Below are 23815 nucleotides of genomic sequence, written 5' to 3' on the forward strand. Positions count from 1 at the left end.
AATTCGATATCATCATAACATATTCACAGGGAAAAACCTAAAAATAAGCTGGCCCCAGTATGGCAAATCTAGCTTTCTACTTTGTTGACAAGCGCTCCAATTCCCTCTATTTCAATTTCGATCACATCGCCCGGCTGCAAAAACCGTGGCGGGCGAAATCCTTTCCCAACGCCTGCCGGTGTTCCGGTCGCAATAATATCCCCTGGTTCAAGGGTCATTCCCCGGGACAAAACCGAAATGATTTCTTCGACAGGGAAAATAAAGTTTTCCGTATTGGAATTTTGCCTCAGCTCTCCGTTGACCTTTGTCTGGATAAATAATTGATTAGGATTCGGAAGAGCCGACGCATGAACGATCCACGGTCCAACCGGACAGGAGCCGTCAAGGCTTTTTCCGATGAAAAATTGTTTGTGACGCGCCTGTAAATCCCTCGCGGTAATATCATTCAATACCGTGTACCCGAAAACATAATCAAGAGCATCTTCTTTGCGGATTCCTTTTCCCGTTTTTCCGATAATGACGGCCAGCTCACCTTCATAATCGAGTTCATTTGTCACATGCTCGTGTTTCAAAATGACGTCTTGAGGGCCTATGACAGTAGTAGGTGCCTTTGTAAAAACCATAACATGTTCCGGTATATCTTCCTTGCTGCCCATTTCAATCGCATGCTCTGCATAGTTTTTTCCGACACAAAAAATATTTTTCGCGGGCCGCGGGATCGGCGCCAGTAATTTCACTTGATCAATTGGTATGTAAAGCTCGCCTTCAAGCTGGCTTTCACTTACCCATGCCTCAAGGGCTGCTGCTTTTTCAATGAACGATTCCCCAAGTGAGATACATTCGATCAGCTGTTCAGGAAAACCATTCGAGCCTGTTCTTAATTTTTCCGTTCTGTTTAAAGGAAGAATACGCTCTCCCTTGTTATCGACCATGCCAACAAAAACGCCTAAATCATCCTTTGCAGTTGCAAATTTCATCTTTGATCACCTCAGGTTAGTTATTATTAAAGCTCTTTCATCATGATTTTTTCAGTTCGATCTCAACTCGTTTCCATTTTTGCGGTTTTAGATAGGTAAAACTCCTCCATAGCCATTCAAACGGGCCATAATAAAAATGCTTCATCCATATTTGGCTTATGATCATTTGAAAGGCAAAAATAAATACAACAAGAACCGTTCCGCCAGCCAGGGAAATATCGCCATAAAAACCAAGGCCATAGCTGTAAAAAATCAGCGTCGAGACGATTGACTGGAGCAAATAATTGCTTAATGACATCCGGCCGACAGCTGCAAGTGGCATGAGGAATTTGGCTGCGGTTTTTCTTCTTGCAGACAAAGCAACCATCAGTGCATATGAGATCGCCAGGAGTGGCCCGCCGAAAAAATCCTGGACATATTCGCTGGCCATATTCCGGCCAAGCAGGTAAGGAGATATTTTAATAAGTAAACCGCTTATCAGTGTCACCAGCAAAATCTTCCGAAGCTTCTGTTTGTGCTCATCAGGCTGTTCCAGCCATTTTAGCTTCGCTGCTCCCGCACCGATCAGAAACAGAGGAAGAATCGAAGACAGCATCAAGAAAAACGTTTCAAAATTATTAACCGCATACCAATCTGTTGCCCGTTGCACCGTAATCTCGATAAAGCTGCCTTCCTTATAGGTTTGTTGGGATAATGCTGCTGAAGCATGATCGTACATAGATAACTCCCCTCCGGGAATAAACAGCACCATGCCAATTATCAGTATGCCGAACATAAGATTTGCGATTATATATAGCAAAGTTCCTGTCAGCATTAAAGCTTTTCCTGATAGTTTTAAAAATAAGAGCGCGATGAAGCCGAGGACCGCGTAAGTAATCAAAATATCGCCGTGCCAAATCAAGAATGCGTGAATGATGCCCATCACTAATAAAAGAAACAGCCTGCGCAGGGCGATTGGCGCAAACTTTGCTTGCCTTGCTAGCAGCCGCTCCCGTAAAATCACAAGTCCGTAACCGAACAACAGCGAGAACAACGGGTAGAAGCTTGCCTGTGCAAAAACGTCGATTAAAATGTACACCGCTTTGTCCGCCGGATCATTCCACCACTGCAACGGATCAATATAAAGAATCGGCGAATGAAAAGACATCATATTCACAAGAAAGATCCCCAGTATCGCCAGGCCTCTCATAATGTCAATCGATGTGATTCTTTCGTTTACAGGATTCATTATTGTTTGCATAGCATCCTCCTTTTTTAGAAAAATCATAAAATTTATTATACCTGAAAAAACGGTAAAAGTGATCATAAATGTGGCCGGGAATTGATCATAAATTTCGGAACCGCTCGTAAATCTCGAATTCCGCTCGTAAATCTCAAATTCCGCTCGTAAATCTCAAATTCCGCTCGTAAATCTCAAATTCCGCTCGTAAATCTCGAATTCCGCTCGTAAATCTCAAATTCCGCTCGTAAATCTCAAATTCCGCTCGTAAATCTCGAAAACCGCTCGTAAATCTCAAATTTCGCTCGTAAATCTCCGGAACCGCTCATAAATCTCGAAACCGCTCATAAATCTTTGAGGGAGCCACATGTAAATCGCAAAAAGCGATGCATAAACCTTAATTTTCATCATTCACTATAAAAAAAACTGCCCATAAAAGAGCAGTCTAGTTTACAAACCGTTCTGTTTTTCCTTTTGCTTTCCAGTAATCGTTTCTGAGATGGATCTTTTGGAATCCTGAACAGCATTAGATACATTTTTTCGTTTTATCGTCAAAAAACTTGTAGAGATAATTCTTGTTCTCTACAAGTTTTTTAAACAACTAAATATTGATTAATAAATTATCTTACTTGGTGGATGAACTCCAACGTCCAACTGGATGAACCCCGTGTAATTTTTATCCAAGTATTAACTCCAACTGTTGTGTATTTACTAACGACCACACCATTCCAAGTACCAGGTACAGTGTAATCAAAAGCATTCAAAATAAATGGTAAAATTTTTATAAATAAAGAAAGAGGAGGAGATTCTAATGAACGAAAATGATCTCGATAAAATAATTGATTGGTATCCTCATCTTTATAATCAAGTTTTTTTAATAGTAAGAAGTCATGTCTTAACGGAAGAGGTATTACAAGAAACTTTTATTAGGGCAGACAAATATATTGGAGATGTAGAACAATTAAAAAAAATAAGTTGGTTACGAATTACAGCCAAGAGGTTAGCATTCGATACTTTAAAAAAAGAAAATCAACAACGAGATATCAAAATAATTAATAGAAGTCAGTTTAGAAATCCATATCAACAATCAACTGTAGAAAGAGAGGCTGAATTTAATTTAATAAAAGAAGGAATAATTCTAGCAATAAAAGAATTAAATAAACATTACCATGAAATTTTAACGCTCAGGTATATTGAAGGTTTAAAAGAATGTGAAATCGCTGCGAAGCTTAATTTAAACATTGGTACTGTGAAATCAAGAATATATAGAGGCAGGAGACTATTAATAGAAAAAATTCAACAATTAATTAAAGAATATTAAAGGAGGTTTAGTCATGAAGGCTTTGTATATTGGTATAGTTCTGGTTATTATCAGCATTCTCTCAGCGTTTATTTTAAGAGATTGGACGTTACTTTATAAAATTACTGGCATTATTGGAATACTGTCTTTAGGCGTTAGTGCCCTATTTTCTGGAGCCTTTGTAGATGGGGATCGAATGGGAAGAAATCTTTATTCTGAAAACAAGGATACTAAACAGGCTCGGTTCTTTTTAACAAATAGAATTCTTTTGATAGGCTTACCGAATATTATTACTGCAATCCTCACTTATTTTGTTATTAAATAAACTTTTAGCGACTTTTATACAATTAAGGGTCTTGTCGGATATACACAGTAAGCTCATTACCAAAATCATCGTCCAATAATACTAGTGATTGTAATGAAAAAAACTGCCCATAAAAGAGCAGTCTAGTTTACAAACCGTTCTGTTTTTCCTTTTGCTTTCCAGTAATCGTTTCTGAGATGGACCTTCTGGATTTTCCCGGAAGCTGTTTTTGGAAGCTCGTTAACAAATGTCACTCCTGTAATCGCTTTAAAATGGGCCAACTTTTCCCGTGAAAAGGCTACAAGATCAGCTTCTTTGCAAGTTTCCCCCTCCCTCAGCACGACAAACGCGTGAGGCGTTTCCCCCCATTTTTCATGCGGGACGGCGACAACAGCAGCCTCCAATACCGCAGGATGGTCGTATAAAACACCTTCGACTTCAATTGAAGAAATATTTTCACCGCCGCTGATAATGACATCCTTTTTGCGGTCGACAATCTCAATATACCCATTCCGATCGACCGTTGCCATATCACCGGTATAAAGCCAGCCGTCGCGGATTGCTTCCCTGGTAGCTTCTTCATTTTTCCAGTACCCTTTCATGACTCCATTGCTTCTTGTGATGATTTCACCGATCTGTTTGCCGTCATGAGACACCTCGTCACCATTGTCATCGACTACCTTCACTTGACAGCCAATCATCGCGTAGCCCGTTTTTGCTTTAATTTGATTCTGCTCGTCTGCCGGCAGATCCTTTAAATGGGAGCGAATCAGCGAAATGGTGCTTAAAGGCGACGACTCTGTCATTCCATAGACTTGAATAAACTCCCATCCCAATTCCTTTTCTACCCGAGTCACAAATGCCGGCGGAGGAGCGGAACCTGCAATGACGACCCGAATTGGCTGCCTGATTGGCGGCTTATGTTGTTCATTGTACTGCAGCAGTGAGTTTAAGACCGTTGGCGCCATGTGCATAACCGTTACTCCATATTTTTCGATGGCTGAAAAAATTTGCTCAGGAGACGTTTTCCTCAGGCAGATTTGCGTCGCACCGTTCGCAGTATAGTAGAATGGAGAACCCCAGCCGTTAACATGGAACATCGGCAGAACATGCAGAAGAACATCCTCATCATTGACACGCAAATGGTGCATCGCGCTTAAAGCGTGTAAATAATTGTTGCGATGCGTTAGCATGACTCCTTTCGGGTTTCCGGTTGTGCCGCTCGTGTACAAAAGGCTGCAAATATCATCTTCATCCACTGCCGTTCTCGTAAAAGGAGTAGCCGGTTGATCTTCAAGCCACTTTTCGTAATCGATTTCAGCATACTCATTTTTGTTGTCATGAATGATAATCGTCTTAACCGTTGTCAGTTTTTCTTTGACAGGCAGAATCAAGTGATAAAGCGAGCGATCAACAAACAGGACAGTCGTTTCACTATGGTTCAAAATAAACAAATAATCATCCGGCTTTAATCGGGTGTTAAGCGGCACCATAATGGCGCCGGTCAGGAATACTCCGTAAAACCCTTCGAGCATTTCAATTGTGTTTCCGGCGAGATAGGCAACCCTGTCCCCCTTTTTAACTTCCAGGTTGGTCAGCCCGTGCGCAAGCTTGTGGACCCTTTCATTCAGCTCCTTGTATGTAAGAACATGTTCATCGCCAATAATCGCTCTCTTTGAACCATACAATGATACAGCCCTGTCCAAAAATTGCGAAAGCACTAATGGTACCTTCATCCTTTTCCCCTCCCTTGAAAATGAAACGCTTTCAAAATATACATTTATTATGGCAGGTTCTTACCCGTTTTTTTGTCGTAATATGTCTAATTCATAATTTTTCCGAACAAATTCTTTCAGCCAGCTTCAAATCCTCCTTATCGATGATAGTTAAAGCCGATAAATTTAGGCGATTTAATCACATTACCGGTCCTTGCGCATACGATATTAAAGAAATTTATTTTTAAAGGGTGTAGAACATGCCGGCAATTGTAGGAGTTGTCCAAGTGATTTCAATAGGGAGCAGTGCTGTCTTTAACATTGGCGATGTTTATAAAATATTTCCTGTCTCGCATGCCAAGACGTTCTCAGGGGCTGGTTCCTTCAATACCGGTGACGGTTTAAATGTGTACAACAAACGGAGCACGACAAACACATTTGACCGGGATGCGACCGATCAAGGCATATATTTGAATGGATAAAAGCAGGTGATAGCCATGAATTTCTATATTCAACAGTCGATTCATATTCATCTTATAAAAATTGATGTGATTACGAATTCGTCCGTATTGCAGATCGGAAGTTCCGGGATTATCAAACCCGTTTCTTATTTGAGCAACACAGGAGGATTTACGGAGCCTGCGCCGGAAGCTGAACCGCCTGATTTCGAAGCCGGAACACAGTTTGAAAGTCCGGCGGTGCCTTTGACAACACCGAGAGGCAGAGCGAGCCACGATTTATAGATGCGGAGAATATTTACACATCTGGACAAACATGTGAGGTGGTATTCATGAATAAGCAATTTTACCGGTACCTTCAACATCTGCATCACTTTGTTCAGGCTCAAGACAAAAAAATTCGCGCCTTGTCAGCATCAGTGGCGATTCTGGAGAATGAAATAAAGGACTTGAAGGAAAAGCCCTCCATTCGGGTTGAAAGGCTTGAATATAAGTTTGACCAGCTCAAGGTGGAAACCCTTGAGGGCACGCTTAATATTGGTTTAAATCCAACTGATTTGCAGGGGATCGAAGATTTTTCCGTTAATAATGACGAAATCAACGCTCCTTTTTCACCTAAAGAGCGAATGCAAATGGTCGTTGACATTGAGGACCACATGACCAACTATATGGATTCCGACTTAAAGTCCATCGTCGATGAAGCGAAACACCAATTGAACCTGCGTTTAGATGATTCTTATACTACCTTTATAAGGGATGACATAAAAAAACAGCTTCCATCCAGGATTGAACATTATATAAACCAGTATTTTCCTGCTGGAAGGTCTCCAGAACAATTCGAAAAATGCAAAGAAAAAATCATTATTCAGTTGAAAGAGGAAATCAATAGAGGTGTATTCACCTTCCTGAACAACCTGCCTGATACTGTGAAAGGAATGAACAGAGAATGAATTTCCATGTTCTGAACCGGGAGATTTGCGTCGGAGATATTCGGGTGATTGGTGTGTCGAGCTCTTCCCTGTTAATGGTCGGGGATGCAGAATCGATTCAGCTCGCCTCTGCCTTTGATACTCCTCTTGAATCGTTAATTATTGGCCCATTTGTGCCATTAACCCCGGATGTGGGATAAATGCTGCAAAGGAGTTCCTATGTAAAAGACTTGAAGATCACCACAGTCTCTTTCTCCTCGGTTATCCAGTTGGGAGATTCAAAAATCATAAATGGATTTTCCCGGGCTTTTGCAGTCCAACGGGAACAGGAAATTTTTTATAGTGATGAAGGAAGCTTTTCTTCTTATCCTGTTTTCAATAAACCGATTACGTTCCTGCCAATCAGGGAACAGCTTTTAAAGCAAACATCCCACATCCTGCCTGTCCTGAAAGTGCAAAAAATCGATATTCTCGGAATTTCTGCTTCATCGATTATCCATGTTGGAAACAGCCAAAATATATCCTTAGAATCGAGGATCAAACATATCCGGCAATTGAGGCCTCGTTAATTTTACAATGTTGGCGTTCGCATATTAAAGGAGCCGGACTTGGTAATAATTCAGAAAAGGATGTTTTATATGCCCGCCATAATTGGTCCAGTGCAGATTATCAATGTTGGAGGCGGCATCGTCCAGTTTGGCGATGCCATCTATATCTCCCCGAAACAAGCATCTAAAACGTCAACGGGTGCTGGAGCATCCAACACAGGGGGCTTTATCATTACAAATAACGGAATAAGTGTCAACAATGTGATTGATACAAACGTGTTGGACCAGCCGGTTGTTGGCAACGGCTAAATATGGCTGCTCCTTGCTATAAACCATCCCGCAGCCAGTTGTGCACTATTACCTTTTGAAAAAATCAACAGGCGATAACCATTAACGGTTATCGCCTGTCTCCTTAAGCAACTGGCTTATTTATCAAGTTTTATGATGTGCCCGCCATCAAAGAAAAACAGGTATCTTTCTTCAATTGTCTTTTTGAGAATTTGCTCCAGTGCTCTCGTATACAGATCCATTTGCACTTTATACCTTTTTTCGAGCACTGGCTGCGCTTCCTCGAAGCCCCCTTTAAATCGATCGTGAATCCGATCTGTTTTGTAGTCAATCAGCACCGTACCTTGTTCGTCTTCAAACACACAATCGATGATCCCCTGCACAAACACCGGCTCATCCTGCCCCTTCCAATCACGATAAATTTCTTTTGCGGACAGTGATAAATTGAACGGAACTTCCCGGTTGATCTTTGATGCATTCATCAGCCTTTTACCCAGATCAGTCATGAAAAATTGTGCGACAAGGTCTGCTTCAATAACGGAAACTTGTTCTTCCGTAAGCAGTTCTTTTTCCTGCATGGTCTTAATTTGTTCGTTTATGCTTTGTTCGGTCAAGGGAAGACTAAAGTTCAGCTGCTGCATGACCATATGCATCGCTGTTCCCTTTTCCGCAGGAGTAAGTGACTTCTCCTGCATAAACTTCGGCCGCGTCAAAATCGGCTTTCTGAGCTTGCGCAGCCATTCCGTACTGCTCTCTTCAGCAAATACTTCGCCCTGCCGTTTTATTTCAGAAACAGACTGCTTGGATCGATAGACTGCCGCTTCTGAATGTCCATATTTCCATGCCAGCTGGTGATTCACGATCCCGGCAAACGGAGAAGTAACGTCGACAGTCTCCCCTGCTGCAACCTTTGCCAGCAAATCATTTTGCTTCTCCACAGCTTCCTCCTGCCGGCCGGCCGCTTCGTCTGCCGTGACAATCTGAACTTTCCAGCAGGAAGGATGCCCTGAGATCTCTTCATTTGAAAACGTGGTGATAATGCTTGTCTCCGGCCCGAAAACGTGGAAATCACGATGGCGGACTATGGATGGGCCGATCCAATCCATATAGCTGCCGGCGGACGCCCGCTCAAACTCGGATAAAAGCCAGTTTTGATTTGAAGCTGCTGCCGACCACTTATGAATCGTTTTTTCGGCATCTTTCACAGAACCGATCAAATACAGTTTTTCCTTTGCTCTTGTTAACGCCACATAGAGGACACGCATCTCCTCGGCAAGCATTTCCATCTTCTTTTTCCGTTTGAAGGCAAGCTGTGGAAGCGACGGATAGGAAATCCGTTTCCTGGCATCAACATATTTGGCCGCAAACCCAAAATCCTTATCCAGCATGAATGGCTTTCTTATGTCCATGACGTTGAACTTCCGCGAAAGCCCGGCCACAAAGACGATAGGGAATTCGAGGCCTTTGCTGCTGTGGATCGTCATGATTCTGACGACATCCTCCTGTTCCCCAAGCGCCCGTGCTGCACCGAGATCATCGCCGCGATCCATCATCCGTTCAATAAACCGCAAAAAGCGGAACAAGCCCCGGAAAGATGTTGACTCGTATTGGCGGGCCCGGTCATAGAGCGCCCGCAAATTGGCCTGGCGCTGTTTGCCGCCGGGCAGGCCACCAACATAATCAAAAAAATGCGTTTCTCTGTACAAGCTCCACACCAATTCGGAAAGTGAACCTTGGCGGGCCCTGCTTCGCCATTCTGTCAATTGTTCAAGGAAACGGTTTGCTTTTTCATGAAGCTCTTCCCATTCGTGTTCCGGTTTTTTCCGGCAAAAGCTCACGAAAGCGTCATAAAACGATCCCCTTCGATCGCTGATCCGAATCTGCGAAAGCTCATTCTCATCCAAGCCAACAATTGGTGAACGGAGGACAGCTGCAAATGGAATATCTTGAATTGGGTTATCGATGATTTTGAGCAATGACATCATAATCGCCACTTCTGTTGCTTCGAAGTATCCTTTTGAAAGATTCGCATAGGCAGGAATTCCCTGCTGTTTAAACTCTTCCATTATTTGCGGCGCCCATGTCATCGAACGCAGTAAAATAACGATGTCCCGGTATGTTGCCGGCCTGTCCATTTTTGTTTTTGCATTAAAAACAGGCTGCCTTTCCCCAATGATTTCCTTAATCCTTGTTGCCATCAGTCTTGCTTCAAGCTGGACCTGTTCAAACTCTTCGGCATCAAATCCTTCCATGTCGTCTTCCTGCCGTTCAGCGTCATTGCTTTCCCCGGATTGGTCAATCAGCAAAACTTCAACCGGATGCTCGATGTCTTCCGGGTAAGCTGCGCCCTTTTTTAACTCGGCCGCTTCATCGTAGTCAATTTCGCCAACCTTGATTCCCATTAACTGCTTGAACAAATAATTGGTTCCGTCCAGTACCTCCTTCCGGCTTCTAAAATTCCGTGCGAGATCAATCCGCAAGCCTGAATTTTTTCCTTCAGTTGAAAATCGATTGTATTTTCCGAGGAATAAATTTGGTTCGGCGAGCCGGAATCGGTAAATGGATTGCTTCACATCCCCAACCATAAACAAATTCCCGGTTTCTTCGTTTTCCTTCGCAACAAGCTTAAGAATCGCTTCCTGAACGAGATTTGTGTCCTGATACTCGTCCACAAACACCTCTTTAAAATGATTGCGATAATTTTCGGCTGCCTCAGACGGGATTCTTGATCCATCTTCCTTCAGCCCGCCTGTTAAAATTTCGAGGCAATAATGCTCCTGGTCTGAGAAATCGACAAGTCCCTTTTCTGTTTTTACCTTTTTAAATCGTTCCGAAAAGGTTCTGACAAGGGAGACGAGCGTTTCAATATGAACCTTCATTTCCCGCATATCTTTTATAAAGCTTTCAGGCTTTCTGGAAAAAAGTTCATTCTGGATATCCTGCAATATTTTCTTTGCCTTATCGCGCAGCTTTTGTGAGCGGTCCAGCAATTCTTGATCAAAATCATCGCCGCGGCACGTTTTTGCCCGCGAGAAAGACCATGACTGCATTGCCTGATAAAGCGTGTTCCAGGAATCATTTTTTGCGGCCATTAAAGTGCGGACGATTTCTATATCTTCGATAAAATTTTCCGCACGTGGCGCTGGTCCGCCCGGAAGCCTGGTTAGCTCAAGCCCCTGTTCAAGAAGCTGGATCGCTCCTTCAAGCTGAAGCTCAATATCAAACAGGAGAGACTTCACAAAAGGCAGATCTTCAATCAAAGCCGATTCATCAACATCGTACATCGCAATGATCGAATCAAGGTACTGTTCAGGAGAAGGATTGGACCTGGCAAAATCATAAAGCTCCCGGACAATGTCCTGTAATGCAGCATCGTTCCGGTCATTCGTGAATGTATCGACAAGGGCAAAAAATGCATCATTGCCGTCTTTGCCGTATTCTTCCTCAAACAGCTCATCAAGCACTTCATCGCGCAAAAGCTGGACTTCTGTTTCGTTGGCAATGCGAAAGCCTGGATCAATATCGATCAGGTAATAATATTTTCTGATTACATTTAAGCAGAAAGAATGCAATGTCGAAATTGAAGCGCGGTTTAACAGGCTTAGCTGCTTTCTTAAATGGATTGATTTCGGCTGAGTATCAATCTCCTTCTCAAGCGCTTCACCAATCCGGTGCCTCATTTCAGCCGCCGATGCGTTCGTAAACGTCACAACCAACAGCTCATCGACATTAATTGGATCCTGCTCATCCACGATTTTGCGGATCATTCTTTCAACAAGAACAGCCGTCTTTCCCGAGCCTGCCGCGGCAGCTACTAAAATATCCTGTCCCTTTGCCGCAATCGCCTTCCACTGGTCATCGGTCCATGTAACGTTTTCAGGCTTCGCCGGAATTTGGAGATTCGTCAATTCCTTCATCCTCCCCTCGAATGATCTCAAGCACATCGTCCTTTTGCTTCGGACTGAGAATCCGGTATGCATTGCCCTCAATTGACTGGTCAAACTGGCAGACGGATTTAAAGGAACAGAATGTGCATGGAATCTTATTCTTCAGCTTATACGGGGAAACATCGGTAATACCTTCCGTAATGTCATTACCCGTTTTTTCGTATATGTTTCTGACATGGTTCGTCAGCCGGGCAAACTCCGCCCTGCTTGCCACTTTAGAACGTTTTAAAAGCGTCCCGTCTTTCTTGATTCCGGCCGGGACAATCAGCGATTCCCCCGAATCAAGCGACCGGTCCATTAAGTTAAGTACATTTTCATCACCGAGCAAAAGGCCATTCATTTTAAAGCTTTTAAAGATTTCCCGTTCAATCTCATCCAGGGAAAGCATTTTTGATGTTTGAATGATCGGATTGTGGACATGAAAATACAGAACACCGGCAGGACTTGCTTCAGTACCGATCAGCGCTCCGGCGTGGCTGATGACGATATCGAGATAAGTAAGCATCTGTAAGGATAAACCATAATAAACCTCACCCAAATTCAAGTCTCTTTCACTCGATTTATAATCGACGACCCGCAAATAAACCCCGTCTTCGTTTTCTGCTTTATCGACCCTGTCAATCCGGCCGGCCAATTCCATTTTTGCCCCATTTTTAAGTTTAAACGATAACGGCGGCAGCTGCTCCTTCGGCCCGAATCCAAGCTCCAAACCGATCGGAGTGAACCCGCTCGCTTTCGAATGCTCGCTCAAAATGCAGGAAGCCCGGCTAATAATGTTTTCAAGCTTTCTCTTAATATAAAAATGCCTGTTTGAGCTTAAGAGAATCTCATTCTGCAATTTTGGTGCCAGCTTCTCAACCGCTTCTTTGGCAAGCATCTCGCAATCAGCCCTTGTCATGTTTGACCATGACAAATTCCTTGCATTGACAGCTTCTGAAATATGTTTTAATGCGGCATGAAACAAGTCCCCGATATCCGGTGCTTCAAGCCTGAATATTTTTCGGTCGCGGAGCTTCAGTCCATGCTGCGCAAAGTGTGAGAATGGGCAGCTGTTAAACAGCTCCATTCGCGACACACTTGCCTGAATGTGATCTCCGTATAGATCGCTGCTTACGTTCCTTGACAATTGTTTTGCTTTATTTTCATAAAACAGACTGGACAAAACTTTATAAGCGGTTTTTTTCTGTTCCGGGCTGTTCATGTAATAGTTGTATACATCCCACCAAAAATCGTAGATCGGATAATTTTGTTTCTTGAGCTGCATCTGGCCCGTTAAATAGGAAAGCGCGGTCGTTTCCCCCGAGACAAATTCCAATTGTCCTGTTTCCGGCAGCTCGGAAGGATCGATCACAAAATAATCGTGGCGCGCTTCCGGCAGCAAATCAACGATTCTTTTAATATACGGAGACGGCATCAAAGCTTTTCCTTCTTCGTTGGCGAGCGGATAGCTTAAATAAAGCTGCGTCGAAGGGGTTATAAAAGCCTTATAAGCCAGAAAGTTCTCATCAAGCAATTTCGTTTTGCTGCTTGCTGCGATTTTTAATCCGCCCGTAAGCAAGGCTTCCCGGTCTTCATCGGCAAGGATCCCTTCCTCATTGATTTTTGCAGGCAGGACTCCTTCATTAAGGCCAATCACAAACGCCGCCTTTATATCGGACAGCCGCGACCTTTCCAAATCAGCAGCAAGCACCTGGTCGATAGCTGGCGGAACAAGCGAGAATTTCAATGCCTCCATACCGGCATCGAGTATCGATGCAAATTGCTTTAATGGAACTTTTTCTTCACCGAGCATTTCAACAAACTGATCAAGCATGTCAATAATCGCATCCCATGCCTGGTCATGCTCACGCGCTCTCACAAGATTTCCCTGCTCTTCCGCTGCCAGCTTCCATTGTTCAAGCTTTGCCGGAATATCAAGCTCCTCAATAAACAGATAAACCGCTTCACCAAGCTCCCGGCCAGTTTCCGCCCGTTTCAAGCGCCTTGACATTCTTAAAATGGGCGCTGTAATCAAAAGGCGAAGCTCGTTTAATTCCTGCTCCACCCGTTGTTCAGCATCCGTCTGGGCAATGCCCTCGTTTTCCAGGCCCCTGATGCGCCGATAAACCCAGCGCTCCCGCTTTGTCCACTTGTCTCCTTGAATTCCATATGCCAGCACATAGTTCTCAAGCCTGTCCATTTGTTCACGAAGCTGTGCAGGATTGGAGGCAAGCGGATATAATAATTCCGTTTTAACGGCACGGAATACAGGCTCATAGCGCCAGTTTCCGACGATCACTTCAAGGCTTGAGCGAATCAGCTCAAGCAGCGGATGATTCAGCATCGTTCTTTTTTGATCGATAAAATAAGGAATGCCATGATCGTGGAAAATGGTTTCAATTATTTCATGATAGTCACTGCCGTTTCTCGTTAAAACAGCTATGTCTTTATAACGATAGCCTTTATCGCGGACTAAATGCTTAATCTCCCGGGCGACGCCTTCCAGTTCGGCTCTCCGGTTGGCTGCCTGTACGATTGTAACAGCGGCTGCTCCCGGAAAAGCTTGGGCAGGCCTTGCATCAAAATGCGTTTCTAGATGGTTTAATGACGGATGCTCCCAGCGCTTTTGCCCGTTTAAAATCAATTCCGGTTCCTGTTCAATTTTTCCAGCCTTGATGATTTCATAAAGCGCCTGGCAAGTTTCACCGCTCATTCTAAACAGATGCAGCTCATCCGGCGCCGTTTCTTGAAATGGTTGTTCAAGCGTCAGCGTAATCGTCACCCGTTTGCAATGCTTCATTAGCTCTTGAATCACCAAGTACTCCTGGGGGGTGAAGCTGTAAAACCCATCAATATATACTTCGGCGTTCTTCAAGTATCCGGATGAAGCGGCTTGTTCGGCGAGCAACCTGAAGTAATCCTCCGAATCGGTGTATTTGCCGGCCATCGCCTCATCAAAATGCTTATATATTAATTCAAGGTCATGAAGCTTGTCCTGAATATCGATTCGTTTTTGTTGTTCATTTTCTGCCAACGCTGCATGCTTTTCAGCGAGCTCGTCCGGACTTATGCAATACCGCTTAAACTCTGTCAGCATTTGTTCCATCTGCCCGATAAAACCATTTTTATCAGCAGCACGCTGGAAGATGGTGAGCTCGTCTTTTTTTTCTTCAATAATTTTTCGAATCAGCATGCTTATTCCAATGCTGTTTAAATGGTAACGGCTGATGCCGCCCGTTTCCTGCAGGACCCGCCATGCAAGACGGGTAAAGCTGTACACTTGCGCCCTGATCATTCCCCCGAGCCCAGGCGTTGTCACGAGCCTGTACTCCGAGAGAAATGTCATCTGTTCAGGCACAAGATAAATAATCGGATCCCCGTCCGGTTCCTGAAATAATCTCTCACGAATTTCATTCAGGCACAGCTCCGTTTTACCGCTCCCGGAACGCCCGATTAATAGTCGAACAGACATCTCCCCATCCTCCTAATTAAAAAGCTGTCTTTCTCTTTCTATTATTTTATCACAGCAGGAGATTAAAGGTTTTCACCTGGTGTTTGGCAAATAGTAGATGATTCTTTCTAAAAAATGAGTATTAAAATTTATTCTTTTCAACCTTGCGGACTGCCCCATTGCTTTAAACAGTATCTGTTGATTTTTACCATACAAGCTTCACGATCATCAATGTGTGCATACCGTAGTGACAGGAAGGTGAATTTATTGGTTTCAAATTCTTGCTTAAAATGGACATCTGTTATTTTGACAATCTCCGGCATTTTTGTGGCCAGCAACATTTATACACTTATTCCGATTTATGCTTTTGTCGCATCCTCCCTTGAGGTTGGTGAAAAGGAAGTCGTTGCTGCAGGCAGTTTATTTACGCTTTTTTATGGTTTTGGATTGCTTTGTTTTGGGCCAATTTCCGATAAATTTGGCAGAAAAAAAGTGATTGTTCTTGGATTGCTGGCCTCGGCATTTACAAGCGTTACAGTTGGTTTTTCCGAAAGCCTGGCTCTCTTGTATATATCCCGTTCGCTGCAGGGCTTTACGCTGGGCAGCTTTGCGCCGGTGGCGTTTGCATACAGCTTTGACCTGTTTCCGGCCAAGCAAAGGACAATGCTTATCGTTCTAATCAATACCGGTTTTCTTGCTGCCGGGATACTTGGCCAGCTATTAAGCTCGGCGATCGCACTCCAGTTCTCCTGGGTCTTCGTCTATTACTTTTTTGCGATTTGCTATTTGATGCTGTTCTTTCTAACGCTATGGATATTGCCAAAATCTCGTTTGCCCGAAACAAGCTCCGGGACATTGATGCACAGCTTTACGAGGCTGTTAAAAAATCGAAGTCTCCTAAAATGCTATGGGATCACCTTTACACTGCTATTTTCGTTCATCGCATTTTACGATGCTCTCGGCAGAGCGTTTGCCGGCTCTTTTCACGAATTGCTTGTTCTCCGCGCTGTCGGACTCATTGGTGCATGCCTCTCATTATTTACCGGACAACTTGTCGGCAGATTTGGTACATCTGCTGTTATGAAGGCGGGTGCACTTACTGGTGCATTCAGCGCCATTTTGATGCTGTTCTATCAGGGACCGCTCTTCATTGCGCTTTTTTCGATTCTGCTCGTCTCGGCGATTTCACTCCTTATCCCCACAGTCATTACCGTAATCGGCCAATTGGGAGGAACGGATCGGGGCAAAGCCCTTTCGTTATACTCGTTTGTTCTGTTGCTTGGAGCGACAATTGCCCCGCCGCTCTCCGTGTTCATGGAGTTTCACATGGTGCTTCTCATCGTGCTGCTGTTTTTCGCCTTCAATACCTTTTTCGGGCATTCTCTTGCAAAAGAAATGCTGTAAGGTGCGAACGCCTGTCCATAATATTTTTGAAAAAAGCTGCCTATTTAAGTCAGCTTTTTTGCTTTTTCCGGTTTGATCCCCACGTATTCATCCACCTAAAGTTCTCTTCATCTAAAATGATTTTAACTTAACTTATGATAGCATATTACAGCGCAAAAAGCGAACGTTAGTTCCTTTTTTTATACAACAAAATTAGAAGATTGTGTGCACAAATAGTTTCGCCGCTAAATTATTTTTAAGGGTTATTTTTCTTTTTGGCCGATAATATAGTACATATTAGACAAACTCGGCGCCCCTGGTTTTCTGATTTTAGTAAATTAAAAATTGAGAAGGTAAAAACATGACTGGGTTAATCATTATTCTGTTACTCGTACTGGTGCTTCCATTTACAATGAAAAGCGTCGAGGATAACCTCGAAATTTTCTTGTTTTCAATGGGGGTTGCTGCTGTTGTGATCAGCGGTGAGTTGGACAGGCCTTTAATGGTGAAAGCATTGGAAGATCCTATTAAAATTGCCTTAACCGTTCTTGTTGCAGGCTTGTTGTTCAAATGGCTATTAAGACCTTTTGAAAAATTAGTGAGAAAAACAAGTAAATCGATGTCGTATCCATTTTTTTTCTCTCTTGTTGTGATTGTGCTTGGCTTGCTCTCGAGCATGATCACAGCGATTATTGCTGCGCTTCTGCTTGTGAATATCGTCACTTCTCTGCGGTTGGATCGAACATCAGAATTGCGGCTTGTGATCATTTCCTGTTTTTCAATTGGGTTGGGGGCTACTTTAACACCAATTGGCGAGCCGCTTTCAACGATTGTCGCCAGCAAACTGAACGGGGATTTCCTGCTTCTGTTCAGACTGATAGGGCCCGAGGTCATGATCGGGGTAGTGATGATGGGCATTTTCGCGGGCCTGTTTATTCAGCCTCAGCTACATAAACCAGGACTGTCTGCGGTCAGCAAGGCCGAAACATATGAGGAAATTCTTAACCGGACTATCAAGATCTATCTGTTTGTCATGGGCCTGACGCTGCTTGGTGCCGGATTTGAGCCGATGATCAATATGTATATGCTTGAACTCAATCCTTTTTTGCTGTACTGGATCAATATGATTTCTGCTGTTCTCGATAATGCAACCCTGGCAGCTGCCGAAATCAGCCCGGCCATGGACTTCATGGCCATCAAAGCGATTTTGCTTGGCCTGATTACGAGCGGCGGCATGCTGATTCCCGGAAATATTCCCAATATCATCTCGGCCGGCAAACTGAACATCACCAGCAAAGAATGGGCAAAATTCGGCGTTCCGTTTGGCTTGATGACGATGGTTGTTTATTTTGTGGTTATCTTGTATGGGGAGTGATTTGTTATTCATATTAAAAACACAATAAAGACTCGAAGTCATTCGAGTCTGAATGGTATATATGCTTATTTTAAAACGAGACATCCATCTCATCCAAAGGCCAGTAGCGAAGATTTACTTCTCCGACGACTTGATCGGCATCGATGAAGCCAAATTGGCGGCTGTCCCAGCTGCCGCGCCGGTTGTCCCCAAGCACAAACAGCTTGCCTTCCGGGACTGTTTCTTCGCCGGTTATTTCGCGCAAGGTAAAATCGCCGGTTAACTTCTCGCCGGGAATTTCCATTCTGTATCTATCCAGATAAGGCTCCTCGATTTTTTTCCCATTTATCAATAGCTGATCATCCCTGTATTCGATCTCGTCGCCAGGCAGGCCGATGATCCGTTTGACATAGTCTTCCTGTTCGTTTGCATGGAAGACGATCACATCGAATCGTTCCAAATCGCCGATCTGATAGCCGATCTTATTGACGACGAGTTTGTTTCCGTCTCCAAGGGTTGGCATCATCGACTCGCCTTCCACAATATAATTGGAAAAGAAAAAAGTGCGGATGAAGGCAAATATAACGATGCCGATTGCAAATGCTTTGATCCATTCCAGCCCTTCCCGTTTCAGCTCTTCTTTCATTTCCATCTCCTCCGTCTTTGTCTTAAGCTTGTTCGTCCTTTTACGTTAGCATCAACTCCTGGCTGGAGCTTTTTATTTCCCATGTTACTCTTTCTCTACACTCATATTCATTTTTACTTCAATTCTTTTACCAACATACCAAAGAATGAAAATAACTAACAGTACAATGGCTGTCCGCAGCGGCTGATGGAATAACGAGTATATATCATACCCAATAAAGCTGATCATAAAAATCATCACCGCCTTACCGGTAATGACGGCCAGCATGTACTGTGCAGTGCTGATTTTCGATAGCCCGGCCACAATATTCACAACTGCAGATGGAGTAAACGGGAAGCAGAGCATCAGGAATAACGGGCCAAACCCGTGGCGCTCCAGCCAATTCATCAGGCGCTGGACCCGGTGATGTTTTTTCAAAAAGCGCAGCAACCGCTTTTGTCCATATTTCCTCACCAGGAAAAAGACGAGAAACGCACCTGCTGAAGCCCCGATCCATGAATACAAAAAGCCAAATCCCAAACCAAAGGCGTTTGCATTTGCCATCACAAACAAGAACAGGGGTAAAAACGGCAGGAAAGCTTCCAGCGTCGGCAACAGGATTCCGGGAAGAGGCCCTAAAGCCCGATACTCTTCAATTAAGTCCATAATATTTTCTAAGGTGAACCATTCTTTTAATATGTCAAAATCCATTCACAGTCTCCTTGCAGCTGCATCTGTTCGTGCCAGAGTTTTCCGCCTCCAGCTGGCACATATAATATTGTTTACCTCATATACGTCCATTTTACACCAGTGAAGCGTTATTGGGTCTGGTCTACTTTAAGAAATTCTTCGAGGGCCGCCCTGTTCTTTTCGAGATCAGGCGTGAGAATGTCTCCTGCACCTGACACCCTCTGTTCCTTGAAACCTCCCTCTACCGGTATGGTTAACGATTCAATATCTTTATTTCCGGCTGTTAAAAAATCCTTTCCCATAAACAGCATCGTCGGTGTACTAAGATTCGTATTAATAAACGGAGTAACAACCCCAATTAATTTCGGGAGTTTAGGAACGGTTTCGAGGCTCGCCAGCTGTCCTGCTACATTTTTGACAACCTTCTGCTGCCTTTCGACCCTTGTAAAGTCGCCCATCGCATCATTCCTGAAGCGGACATAGCCCAATAAATGCTCCCCGTCGAGCCTCTGAACACCAGGTTCAAGGGTCACTCCGATATAATCGGACATATGCTTTTCTACATCAACTTCGACTCCGTCGGGAAATGCTTCATCGATCAATTGAACAAAACCTTCAAAATCGACGATTGAATAATATTGAATATCCAATCCAAAATTTTCTTTAATCGTTTGTCTGAGCAGCTCAGGCCCGCCAAGTGCGAAGGCCGCATTGATTTTGTTTTTCCCGTGTCCGGGAATTTCAACGTATGAGTCGCGCATAATCGACGTAATTTTATAAATGCCTTTGTCTTTATGGTAATGGGCAATCATGATCGTATCGGACCTGGCGTTCTTTTCCCCTCTTGAGTCGCTCCCGATCAGAAGTGTATTCGTCCAGCCCTGCTCATCTTTTTCCCCATTAAATTTATACTCTACCTGTTGAACATTTGATTCCTTCTTCGATTCCGATACGCCGGCCCGGAATTGCCAGTAAATATAAGCAACCAGTCCAGCAATCAATATAAGTAAAATGAATAAAAAAGCTTTCAGTTTCCTCTTTTTCCGTTTTTTATGCTGATGCTTATCTGATCTCATAGCGCTATTCCTTTCATTACTTTAGTATGATCCCCTTTAGCATATATGACTTCTTTATTCGACAAAAAGTTTCCTTCAAAACGGTGGAAATTTTTTCACGATTCCCGATCAGATCTACAAAATTATTTCGTCCAGTCAACCCGAACTAATCCAAAGTTTCTTAATTTCAATGTATCATGATTCCCGGAAAAGAAAAAACTGCAATCATCGTCGATTGCAGTTTTTTTGAAACTTTTAAATACGGTCCTTAAACCATTCGGTGATATAGTTTAACCTTTTAATGCGAAGCTGCGGTTTTCCGCTTCTTGATAATTCGTGGTTTGATTCAGGGAAACGGATGAATTTCGTTTCTTTCCCCTGCCTTTTCAAAGCAATGAACAACTGTTCCGCCTGTTCAACCGGGCAGCGGTAATCCTTTTCGCCGTGCATGATCAACAGCGGAGTTTTAATATTGTTGGCATAGGCGAGCGGTGAATGCTTCCACAATGTTTCAATGTCATTCAGATCAGCATTGATTTGCCATTCTGTGAAATAATAGCCGATATCACTGACACCGTAAAAGCTGACCCAGTTTGAAATCGAGCGCAGGGTGATCGCCGCTTTAAAGCGGTCAGTCTGGCCGACAATCCAGTTCGTCATGAATCCGCCGTAGCTTCCACCCATAACCCCGAGCCTTTCTTTATCAACGAACGGGAACGTATCAACCGCATAATCGACCGCTGCCATTAAATCTTTATAGTCTTCCCCGCCGTAATCTCCTCTTACCGCATTGACAAATTCCTGGCCGTAACCAAGGCTGCCCCTTGGGTTAATATACAACACAGCGTAACCTTCGGCGGCGAGCAATTGGAATTCATGGAAAAAGGTATTCGCATACATCGCATGCGGACCACCGTGTATTTCTAAAATAAGCGGATACTTTTTACCTTCTTCGCAGTTTGCCGGCTTCATGATCCAGCCGTGAAGCTCCGTCCCGTCTTCCGCGGAAAGCTTGATCGCTTCCGGCTTTGATAAAATAACCTCTTCGAGGAATTCAGCATTGACGTTTGTCAACTGTTCAAGAGCTCCGGTTGATACGTTCAATGCATACAAATCTCCAGGCTGGTCAGCTTTGCTGACCGCCACAACGGCCCGCTCGTTTCTTCCGTCAGTTGTCAGCCCGTAAACATGCTGGTTATCAAGAAGTGCCGGGTAGATCTCACCTTTTAAGTTCCCGTAGTAAACGACGGTATTGCCATGATCTGTGGCGATAAAATAAAAGCTTTCGTTATCATCGGCCCAGAGCATTCCCGGTGTAACTGCTCCTTGTTGGAAGTCAGCAACGACTGTATCTCCTATCTGGACATTCCATTCAGTTGTTAAGCATTTTAACGTTGCAGAATCAATTTCATATACCCATAGCTTTGTAAGGGTTGCATTTTCATACTCGCGTTGATGGCCAAGCAAGCCGAGACGTTTCCCGTCTGGCGACCAGGTTACACTTCCAAAATAACCTGTCCCATCTGTGATTCTTTGCAATTTGTTATCCGCATTCAAATCAATCAGATAGACATCACTAATGAAAGTCAAATCAGTATCATCACTCAAATCAGCGGTTACAGCAATTTTTCCGCCGTCAGGCGACCAGCTTTGCAGGTGGTAATCCGTTTTGCCATCCGTAATTTGGCTGATCTCGCCTGAATCAAGATCGACGATGGCTACTTGAGCGAATTTTCCGTTCAAAAAGCCCTGGGCATCTGATTTATATTTCATTTTATCCACTTCAAGAGGAACAAGCTCTTGCTTCTTTTCCTGCTCTCCTTCACGGTCGGAAACACTGTCATCCTTGCCCAATGAAATAGAAAAGGCAATTTTCGTCCCGTCCGGCGACCAGACCGGACTTCCGGCTCCATTGCGGCAAAAAGTAACCTGTTTTGCTTCTCCTCCGCCGGCATTCAAGATATAGATTTGATTTTTTCCCGTACGGTTTGAGACAAAAGCGACCCTGGATCCGTCAGGCGACCAGCGCGGCGAATGGTTGCGGTGCTCACCATAAGTCCACTGAACAGGCTTTGCTTTCTCATCAAGGTTTATGTAAAAGAGATTTGCGCTATAGTCATTTTTCTCCTCAAGCATAACGGTCTCTACATAAAGCAGGTCTCTCCCATTTGGTGCAAGCCGCGGATCTGTTGCAGATTTAAGCTTGTACAAGTCCTCCGCCGTAATTGTTCGTTTCGTTGTCATTAAGAAGCCACCCTTTCATTTAAAAGCTTTCTTACCATATATTTCGACACTAGAAATATATTTTCTTTATCATTATACGGCTTCTTTTAAAAAAGTTAAATGAATTTTGCAATATTTGAAAAAAATAAATCTGTCTTGAATTTAGGATTCATATTGGTTAATATAATATCGAACAAACGTTCTTATTTTAATAAAAAGGAGTAAGCGAACATGACAAGAATTCCCGAACAAGACCGCAATGTGATGGAGCAGGCCATCTATTTACCAATGGTGTTAACCGTTTTAAACCGGGATCTTGATGTGGTCGGCAAAAGCCCTTTTAAACTAAAAGATCCTTATAAACACTTAATTGAGGAAACAATGAAGAATATCCAAAAGGAATTGTACGAAGTAAAGCGATACATGAATAAAAACAAGCTAAAGGTGCAGCAAGTGAACCGGGACGATGCTTTCACGATGTATCTATTTCTATATAAAGGTTATGAGGAGCACCATAGCTATTTTAATCCACGCATTCGCAATAAGGTACAGGAATTAATGGAATTTTATTTGTTTAAACGGCATGTTTATGAGCAGAAAAAAACAGAGGCTTAGCTTAGTGTTTAAAAGGGCGGCCTTCGGATTGATAGAGGTGATGGCTTTCAGAGGCCTCCATATATCTGCCCGTCCGGGAAAAATAATACGCTTTTCTTTCTGTCTCCTCCAATCTCTGCATGATTTTCGTTCTGAGCAGTGCGGTCCGGAGCAGCTGATTTTCAAAAGATGCCGATGAAATTGGGAAGGTGTAGTGCTTCTTGTTGCGAAAAGTAACAAGGGTCTGCTGCGAATCCACCCTTTGATGAGATAAAACATTCTCGTGCGAAATCCAAATGCAGTCATTGTTGTTCGGCGATGTTGTCGGAAAAAAATAAATAAAGTGAACAGGGTCAATGGTAATCGGGACCTTATGGGTAATGCCGATAAGCGTTCTCGTTCCTTGTTTCCTGCCTTCGTAGCTCGAGCCAAAATATTCACAGCTTTTCTTAATGATATCAAGCGGCTTAAAAGGGGAAATGTATTCATCCTCCATTTCAATGATCCTTGCATACAGCTTGCTTCCATAAAGGGTCGGCTTAACCATTAATGTACAAGGATTTACTTCATATTCTTCAATCAATGTTCTCCTCTGCTTGTCCATAGGAACATCTCCTTCTGTTAAACTGATCTTATCGTACCATCAACTTCCAGATTTTTTACAAAAACAACGAAATATTCGCAAAAAATTCACATTTTAAAAGTGCCAAAAAATATTCGTAAATTGCAATATTAAATGCAACACTTAGTGAAACCGCACCCCATTAAGGGATAGG

General features: G+C 43.4%; 21 protein-coding genes. 11 read left to right on the forward strand and 10 right to left on the reverse strand.

Annotated elements, in window-relative coordinates; genetic code table 11:
- Positions 1-68: 68 nt before the first annotated feature.
- The gene (locus CU633_RS03565; protein WP_101658354.1) at positions 69-977 is read right to left on the reverse strand and encodes a fumarylacetoacetate hydrolase family protein; all 909 of its coding nucleotides are present in this window, start codon (positions 975-977) and stop codon (positions 69-71) included.
- Between the two features lie 40 nt (positions 978-1017).
- Positions 1018-2217: a DUF418 domain-containing protein gene (locus CU633_RS03570; protein WP_101658355.1), complete on the reverse strand. Its 1200-nt coding sequence runs from the start codon at positions 2215-2217 to the stop codon at positions 1018-1020.
- 790 nt (positions 2218-3007) lie between these two features.
- Between CU633_RS03570 and CU633_RS03575 the strand changes: the two genes are divergently transcribed.
- Positions 3008-3517, forward strand: a complete 510-nt coding sequence (locus CU633_RS03575; RefSeq protein ID WP_101658356.1) for an RNA polymerase sigma factor — start codon at positions 3008-3010, stop codon at positions 3515-3517.
- Between the two features lie 13 nt (positions 3518-3530).
- Positions 3531-3821: a DUF5316 domain-containing protein gene (locus CU633_RS03580; protein ID WP_101658357.1), complete on the forward strand. Its 291-nt coding sequence runs from the start codon at positions 3531-3533 to the stop codon at positions 3819-3821.
- A 122-nt stretch (positions 3822-3943) separates the two neighbouring features.
- Here the strand turns inward: CU633_RS03580 and CU633_RS03585 are convergent, their stop codons facing one another.
- Entirely contained in the window at positions 3944-5536 is a 1593-nt protein-coding gene (locus tag CU633_RS03585; RefSeq protein ID WP_101658358.1) for a long-chain-fatty-acid--CoA ligase, read from the reverse strand.
- A gap of 239 nt (positions 5537-5775) precedes the next feature.
- Here CU633_RS03585 and CU633_RS03590 point away from each other — a divergent pair, with 239 nt between their 5' ends.
- The 6 genes from CU633_RS03590 to CU633_RS03615 all read left to right on the forward strand — a co-directional run bounded on the left by CU633_RS03590 (position 5776) and on the right by CU633_RS03615 (position 7759).
- Positions 5776-5997, forward strand: coding sequence for a spore germination protein (locus tag CU633_RS03590; RefSeq protein ID WP_101658359.1), 222 nt, complete (start codon positions 5776-5778; stop codon positions 5995-5997).
- A 15-nt stretch (positions 5998-6012) separates the two neighbouring features.
- Complete coding sequence (locus tag CU633_RS03595; RefSeq protein ID WP_101658360.1) at positions 6013-6258, forward strand: spore germination protein GerPB; 246 nt, start codon at positions 6013-6015, stop codon at positions 6256-6258.
- 47 nt (positions 6259-6305) lie between these two features.
- On the forward strand, positions 6306-6923 hold the full coding sequence (gene gerPC / locus CU633_RS03600; RefSeq protein WP_101658361.1) for a spore germination protein GerPC: 618 nt from the start codon (positions 6306-6308) through the stop codon (positions 6921-6923).
- Positions 6920-7102 carry a spore gernimation protein GerPD gene (locus CU633_RS03605; RefSeq protein WP_101658362.1) on the forward strand — a complete coding sequence of 61 codons (183 nt, stop codon included), beginning with the start codon at positions 6920-6922 and terminating at the stop codon, positions 7100-7102. Before gerPC ends, CU633_RS03605 begins: the two co-directional genes overlap by 4 nt.
- Positions 7103-7471, forward strand: a complete 369-nt coding sequence (locus CU633_RS03610) for a spore germination protein GerPE (protein WP_101658363.1) — start codon at positions 7103-7105, stop codon at positions 7469-7471.
- A 69-nt stretch (positions 7472-7540) separates the two neighbouring features.
- The gene (locus tag CU633_RS03615; protein WP_101658364.1) at positions 7541-7759 is read left to right on the forward strand and encodes a spore germination protein; all 219 of its coding nucleotides are present in this window, start codon (positions 7541-7543) and stop codon (positions 7757-7759) included.
- Between the two features lie 116 nt (positions 7760-7875).
- On the opposite strand, the gene addA is transcribed toward CU633_RS03615, so the two are convergent.
- Both addA and addB read right to left on the reverse strand, forming a co-directional pair.
- Positions 7876-11646, reverse strand: coding sequence for a helicase-exonuclease AddAB subunit AddA (addA, locus tag CU633_RS03620; RefSeq protein WP_374703342.1), 3771 nt, complete (start codon positions 11644-11646; stop codon positions 7876-7878).
- Positions 11615-15136 carry a helicase-exonuclease AddAB subunit AddB gene (addB, locus tag CU633_RS03625; RefSeq protein ID WP_101658366.1) on the reverse strand — a complete coding sequence of 1174 codons (3522 nt, stop codon included), beginning with the start codon at positions 15134-15136 and terminating at the stop codon, positions 11615-11617. Before addB ends, addA begins: the two co-directional genes overlap by 32 nt.
- A 237-nt stretch (positions 15137-15373) precedes the next feature.
- Between addB and CU633_RS03630 the strand changes: the two genes are divergently transcribed.
- Together CU633_RS03630 and CU633_RS03635 are read left to right on the forward strand one after the other, a co-directional pair.
- Entirely contained in the window at positions 15374-16519 is a 1146-nt protein-coding gene (locus CU633_RS03630) for an MFS transporter (RefSeq protein ID WP_374703343.1), read from the forward strand.
- A gap of 340 nt (positions 16520-16859) precedes the next feature.
- Positions 16860-17873, forward strand: a complete 1014-nt coding sequence (locus CU633_RS03635; protein ID WP_101658368.1) for a DUF1646 family protein — start codon at positions 16860-16862, stop codon at positions 17871-17873.
- 70 nt (positions 17874-17943) lie between these two features.
- Here the strand turns inward: CU633_RS03635 and lepB are convergent, their stop codons facing one another.
- The 4 genes from lepB to CU633_RS03655 form a co-directional block, all read right to left on the reverse strand.
- On the reverse strand, positions 17944-18498 hold the full coding sequence (gene lepB / locus CU633_RS03640) for a signal peptidase I (protein WP_101658369.1): 555 nt from the start codon (positions 18496-18498) through the stop codon (positions 17944-17946).
- 84 nt (positions 18499-18582) lie between these two features.
- The gene (locus CU633_RS03645) at positions 18583-19188 is read right to left on the reverse strand and encodes a TVP38/TMEM64 family protein (RefSeq protein WP_101658370.1); all 606 of its coding nucleotides are present in this window, start codon (positions 19186-19188) and stop codon (positions 18583-18585) included.
- 107 nt (positions 19189-19295) lie between these two features.
- Positions 19296-20243: an LCP family protein gene (locus CU633_RS03650; protein WP_101658371.1), complete on the reverse strand. Its 948-nt coding sequence runs from the start codon at positions 20241-20243 to the stop codon at positions 19296-19298.
- Between the two features lie 234 nt (positions 20244-20477).
- Entirely contained in the window at positions 20478-22466 is a 1989-nt protein-coding gene (locus CU633_RS03655; protein WP_101658372.1) for a S9 family peptidase, read from the reverse strand.
- A 210-nt stretch (positions 22467-22676) separates the two neighbouring features.
- Between CU633_RS03655 and CU633_RS03660 the strand changes: the two genes are divergently transcribed.
- Positions 22677-23060, forward strand: a complete 384-nt coding sequence (locus CU633_RS03660; protein ID WP_101658373.1) for a hypothetical protein — start codon at positions 22677-22679, stop codon at positions 23058-23060.
- Between the two features lies 1 nt (position 23061).
- Here CU633_RS03660 and CU633_RS03665 read toward each other — a convergent pair whose 3' ends face one another.
- Entirely contained in the window at positions 23062-23643 is a 582-nt protein-coding gene (locus CU633_RS03665; RefSeq protein ID WP_101658374.1) for a competence protein ComK, read from the reverse strand.
- Between the last annotated feature and the right edge of the window lie 172 nt (positions 23644-23815).

This window comes from Bacillus sp. V3-13, from assembly GCF_002860165.1.
Lineage (GTDB): Bacteria > Bacillota > Bacilli > Bacillales > Cytobacillaceae > Bacillus_BJ.

Bases quoted from the DNA above. Each gene is read 5' to 3' on its own strand.
- lepB (WP_101658369.1), bottom strand. From the start codon at position 18,498: ATGAAAGAAGAGCTGAAACGGGAAGGGCTGGAATGGATCAAAGCATTT.
- CU633_RS03580 (WP_101658357.1), top strand. From the start codon at position 3,531: ATGAAGGCTTTGTATATTGGTATAGTTCTGGTTATTATCAGCATTCTC.
- CU633_RS03645 (WP_101658370.1), bottom strand. From the start codon at position 19,188: ATGGATTTTGACATATTAAAAGAATGGTTCACCTTAGAAAATATTATG.
- CU633_RS03665 (WP_101658374.1), bottom strand. From the start codon at position 23,643: ATGGACAAGCAGAGGAGAACATTGATTGAAGAATATGAAGTAAATCCT.
- CU633_RS03575 (WP_101658356.1), top strand. From the start codon at position 3,008: ATGAACGAAAATGATCTCGATAAAATAATTGATTGGTATCCTCATCTT.
- CU633_RS03650 (WP_101658371.1), bottom strand. From the start codon at position 20,243: ATGAGATCAGATAAGCATCAGCATAAAAAACGGAAAAAGAGGAAACTG.
- CU633_RS03610 (WP_101658363.1), top strand. From the start codon at position 7,103: ATGCTGCAAAGGAGTTCCTATGTAAAAGACTTGAAGATCACCACAGTC.
- addB (WP_101658366.1), bottom strand. From the start codon at position 15,136: ATGTCTGTTCGACTATTAATCGGGCGTTCCGGGAGCGGTAAAACGGAG.
- CU633_RS03570 (WP_101658355.1), bottom strand. From the start codon at position 2,217: ATGCAAACAATAATGAATCCTGTAAACGAAAGAATCACATCGATTGAC.
- CU633_RS03590 (WP_101658359.1), top strand. From the start codon at position 5,776: ATGCCGGCAATTGTAGGAGTTGTCCAAGTGATTTCAATAGGGAGCAGT.
- CU633_RS03635 (WP_101658368.1), top strand. From the start codon at position 16,860: ATGACTGGGTTAATCATTATTCTGTTACTCGTACTGGTGCTTCCATTT.
- CU633_RS03595 (WP_101658360.1), top strand. From the start codon at position 6,013: ATGAATTTCTATATTCAACAGTCGATTCATATTCATCTTATAAAAATT.
- CU633_RS03565 (WP_101658354.1), bottom strand. From the start codon at position 977: ATGAAATTTGCAACTGCAAAGGATGATTTAGGCGTTTTTGTTGGCATG.
- CU633_RS03655 (WP_101658372.1), bottom strand. From the start codon at position 22,466: ATGACAACGAAACGAACAATTACGGCGGAGGACTTGTACAAGCTTAAA.
- CU633_RS03615 (WP_101658364.1), top strand. From the start codon at position 7,541: ATGCCCGCCATAATTGGTCCAGTGCAGATTATCAATGTTGGAGGCGGC.
- CU633_RS03585 (WP_101658358.1), bottom strand. From the start codon at position 5,536: ATGAAGGTACCATTAGTGCTTTCGCAATTTTTGGACAGGGCTGTATCA.
- CU633_RS03660 (WP_101658373.1), top strand. From the start codon at position 22,677: ATGACAAGAATTCCCGAACAAGACCGCAATGTGATGGAGCAGGCCATC.
- gerPC (WP_101658361.1), top strand. From the start codon at position 6,306: ATGAATAAGCAATTTTACCGGTACCTTCAACATCTGCATCACTTTGTT.
- CU633_RS03605 (WP_101658362.1), top strand. From the start codon at position 6,920: ATGAATTTCCATGTTCTGAACCGGGAGATTTGCGTCGGAGATATTCGG.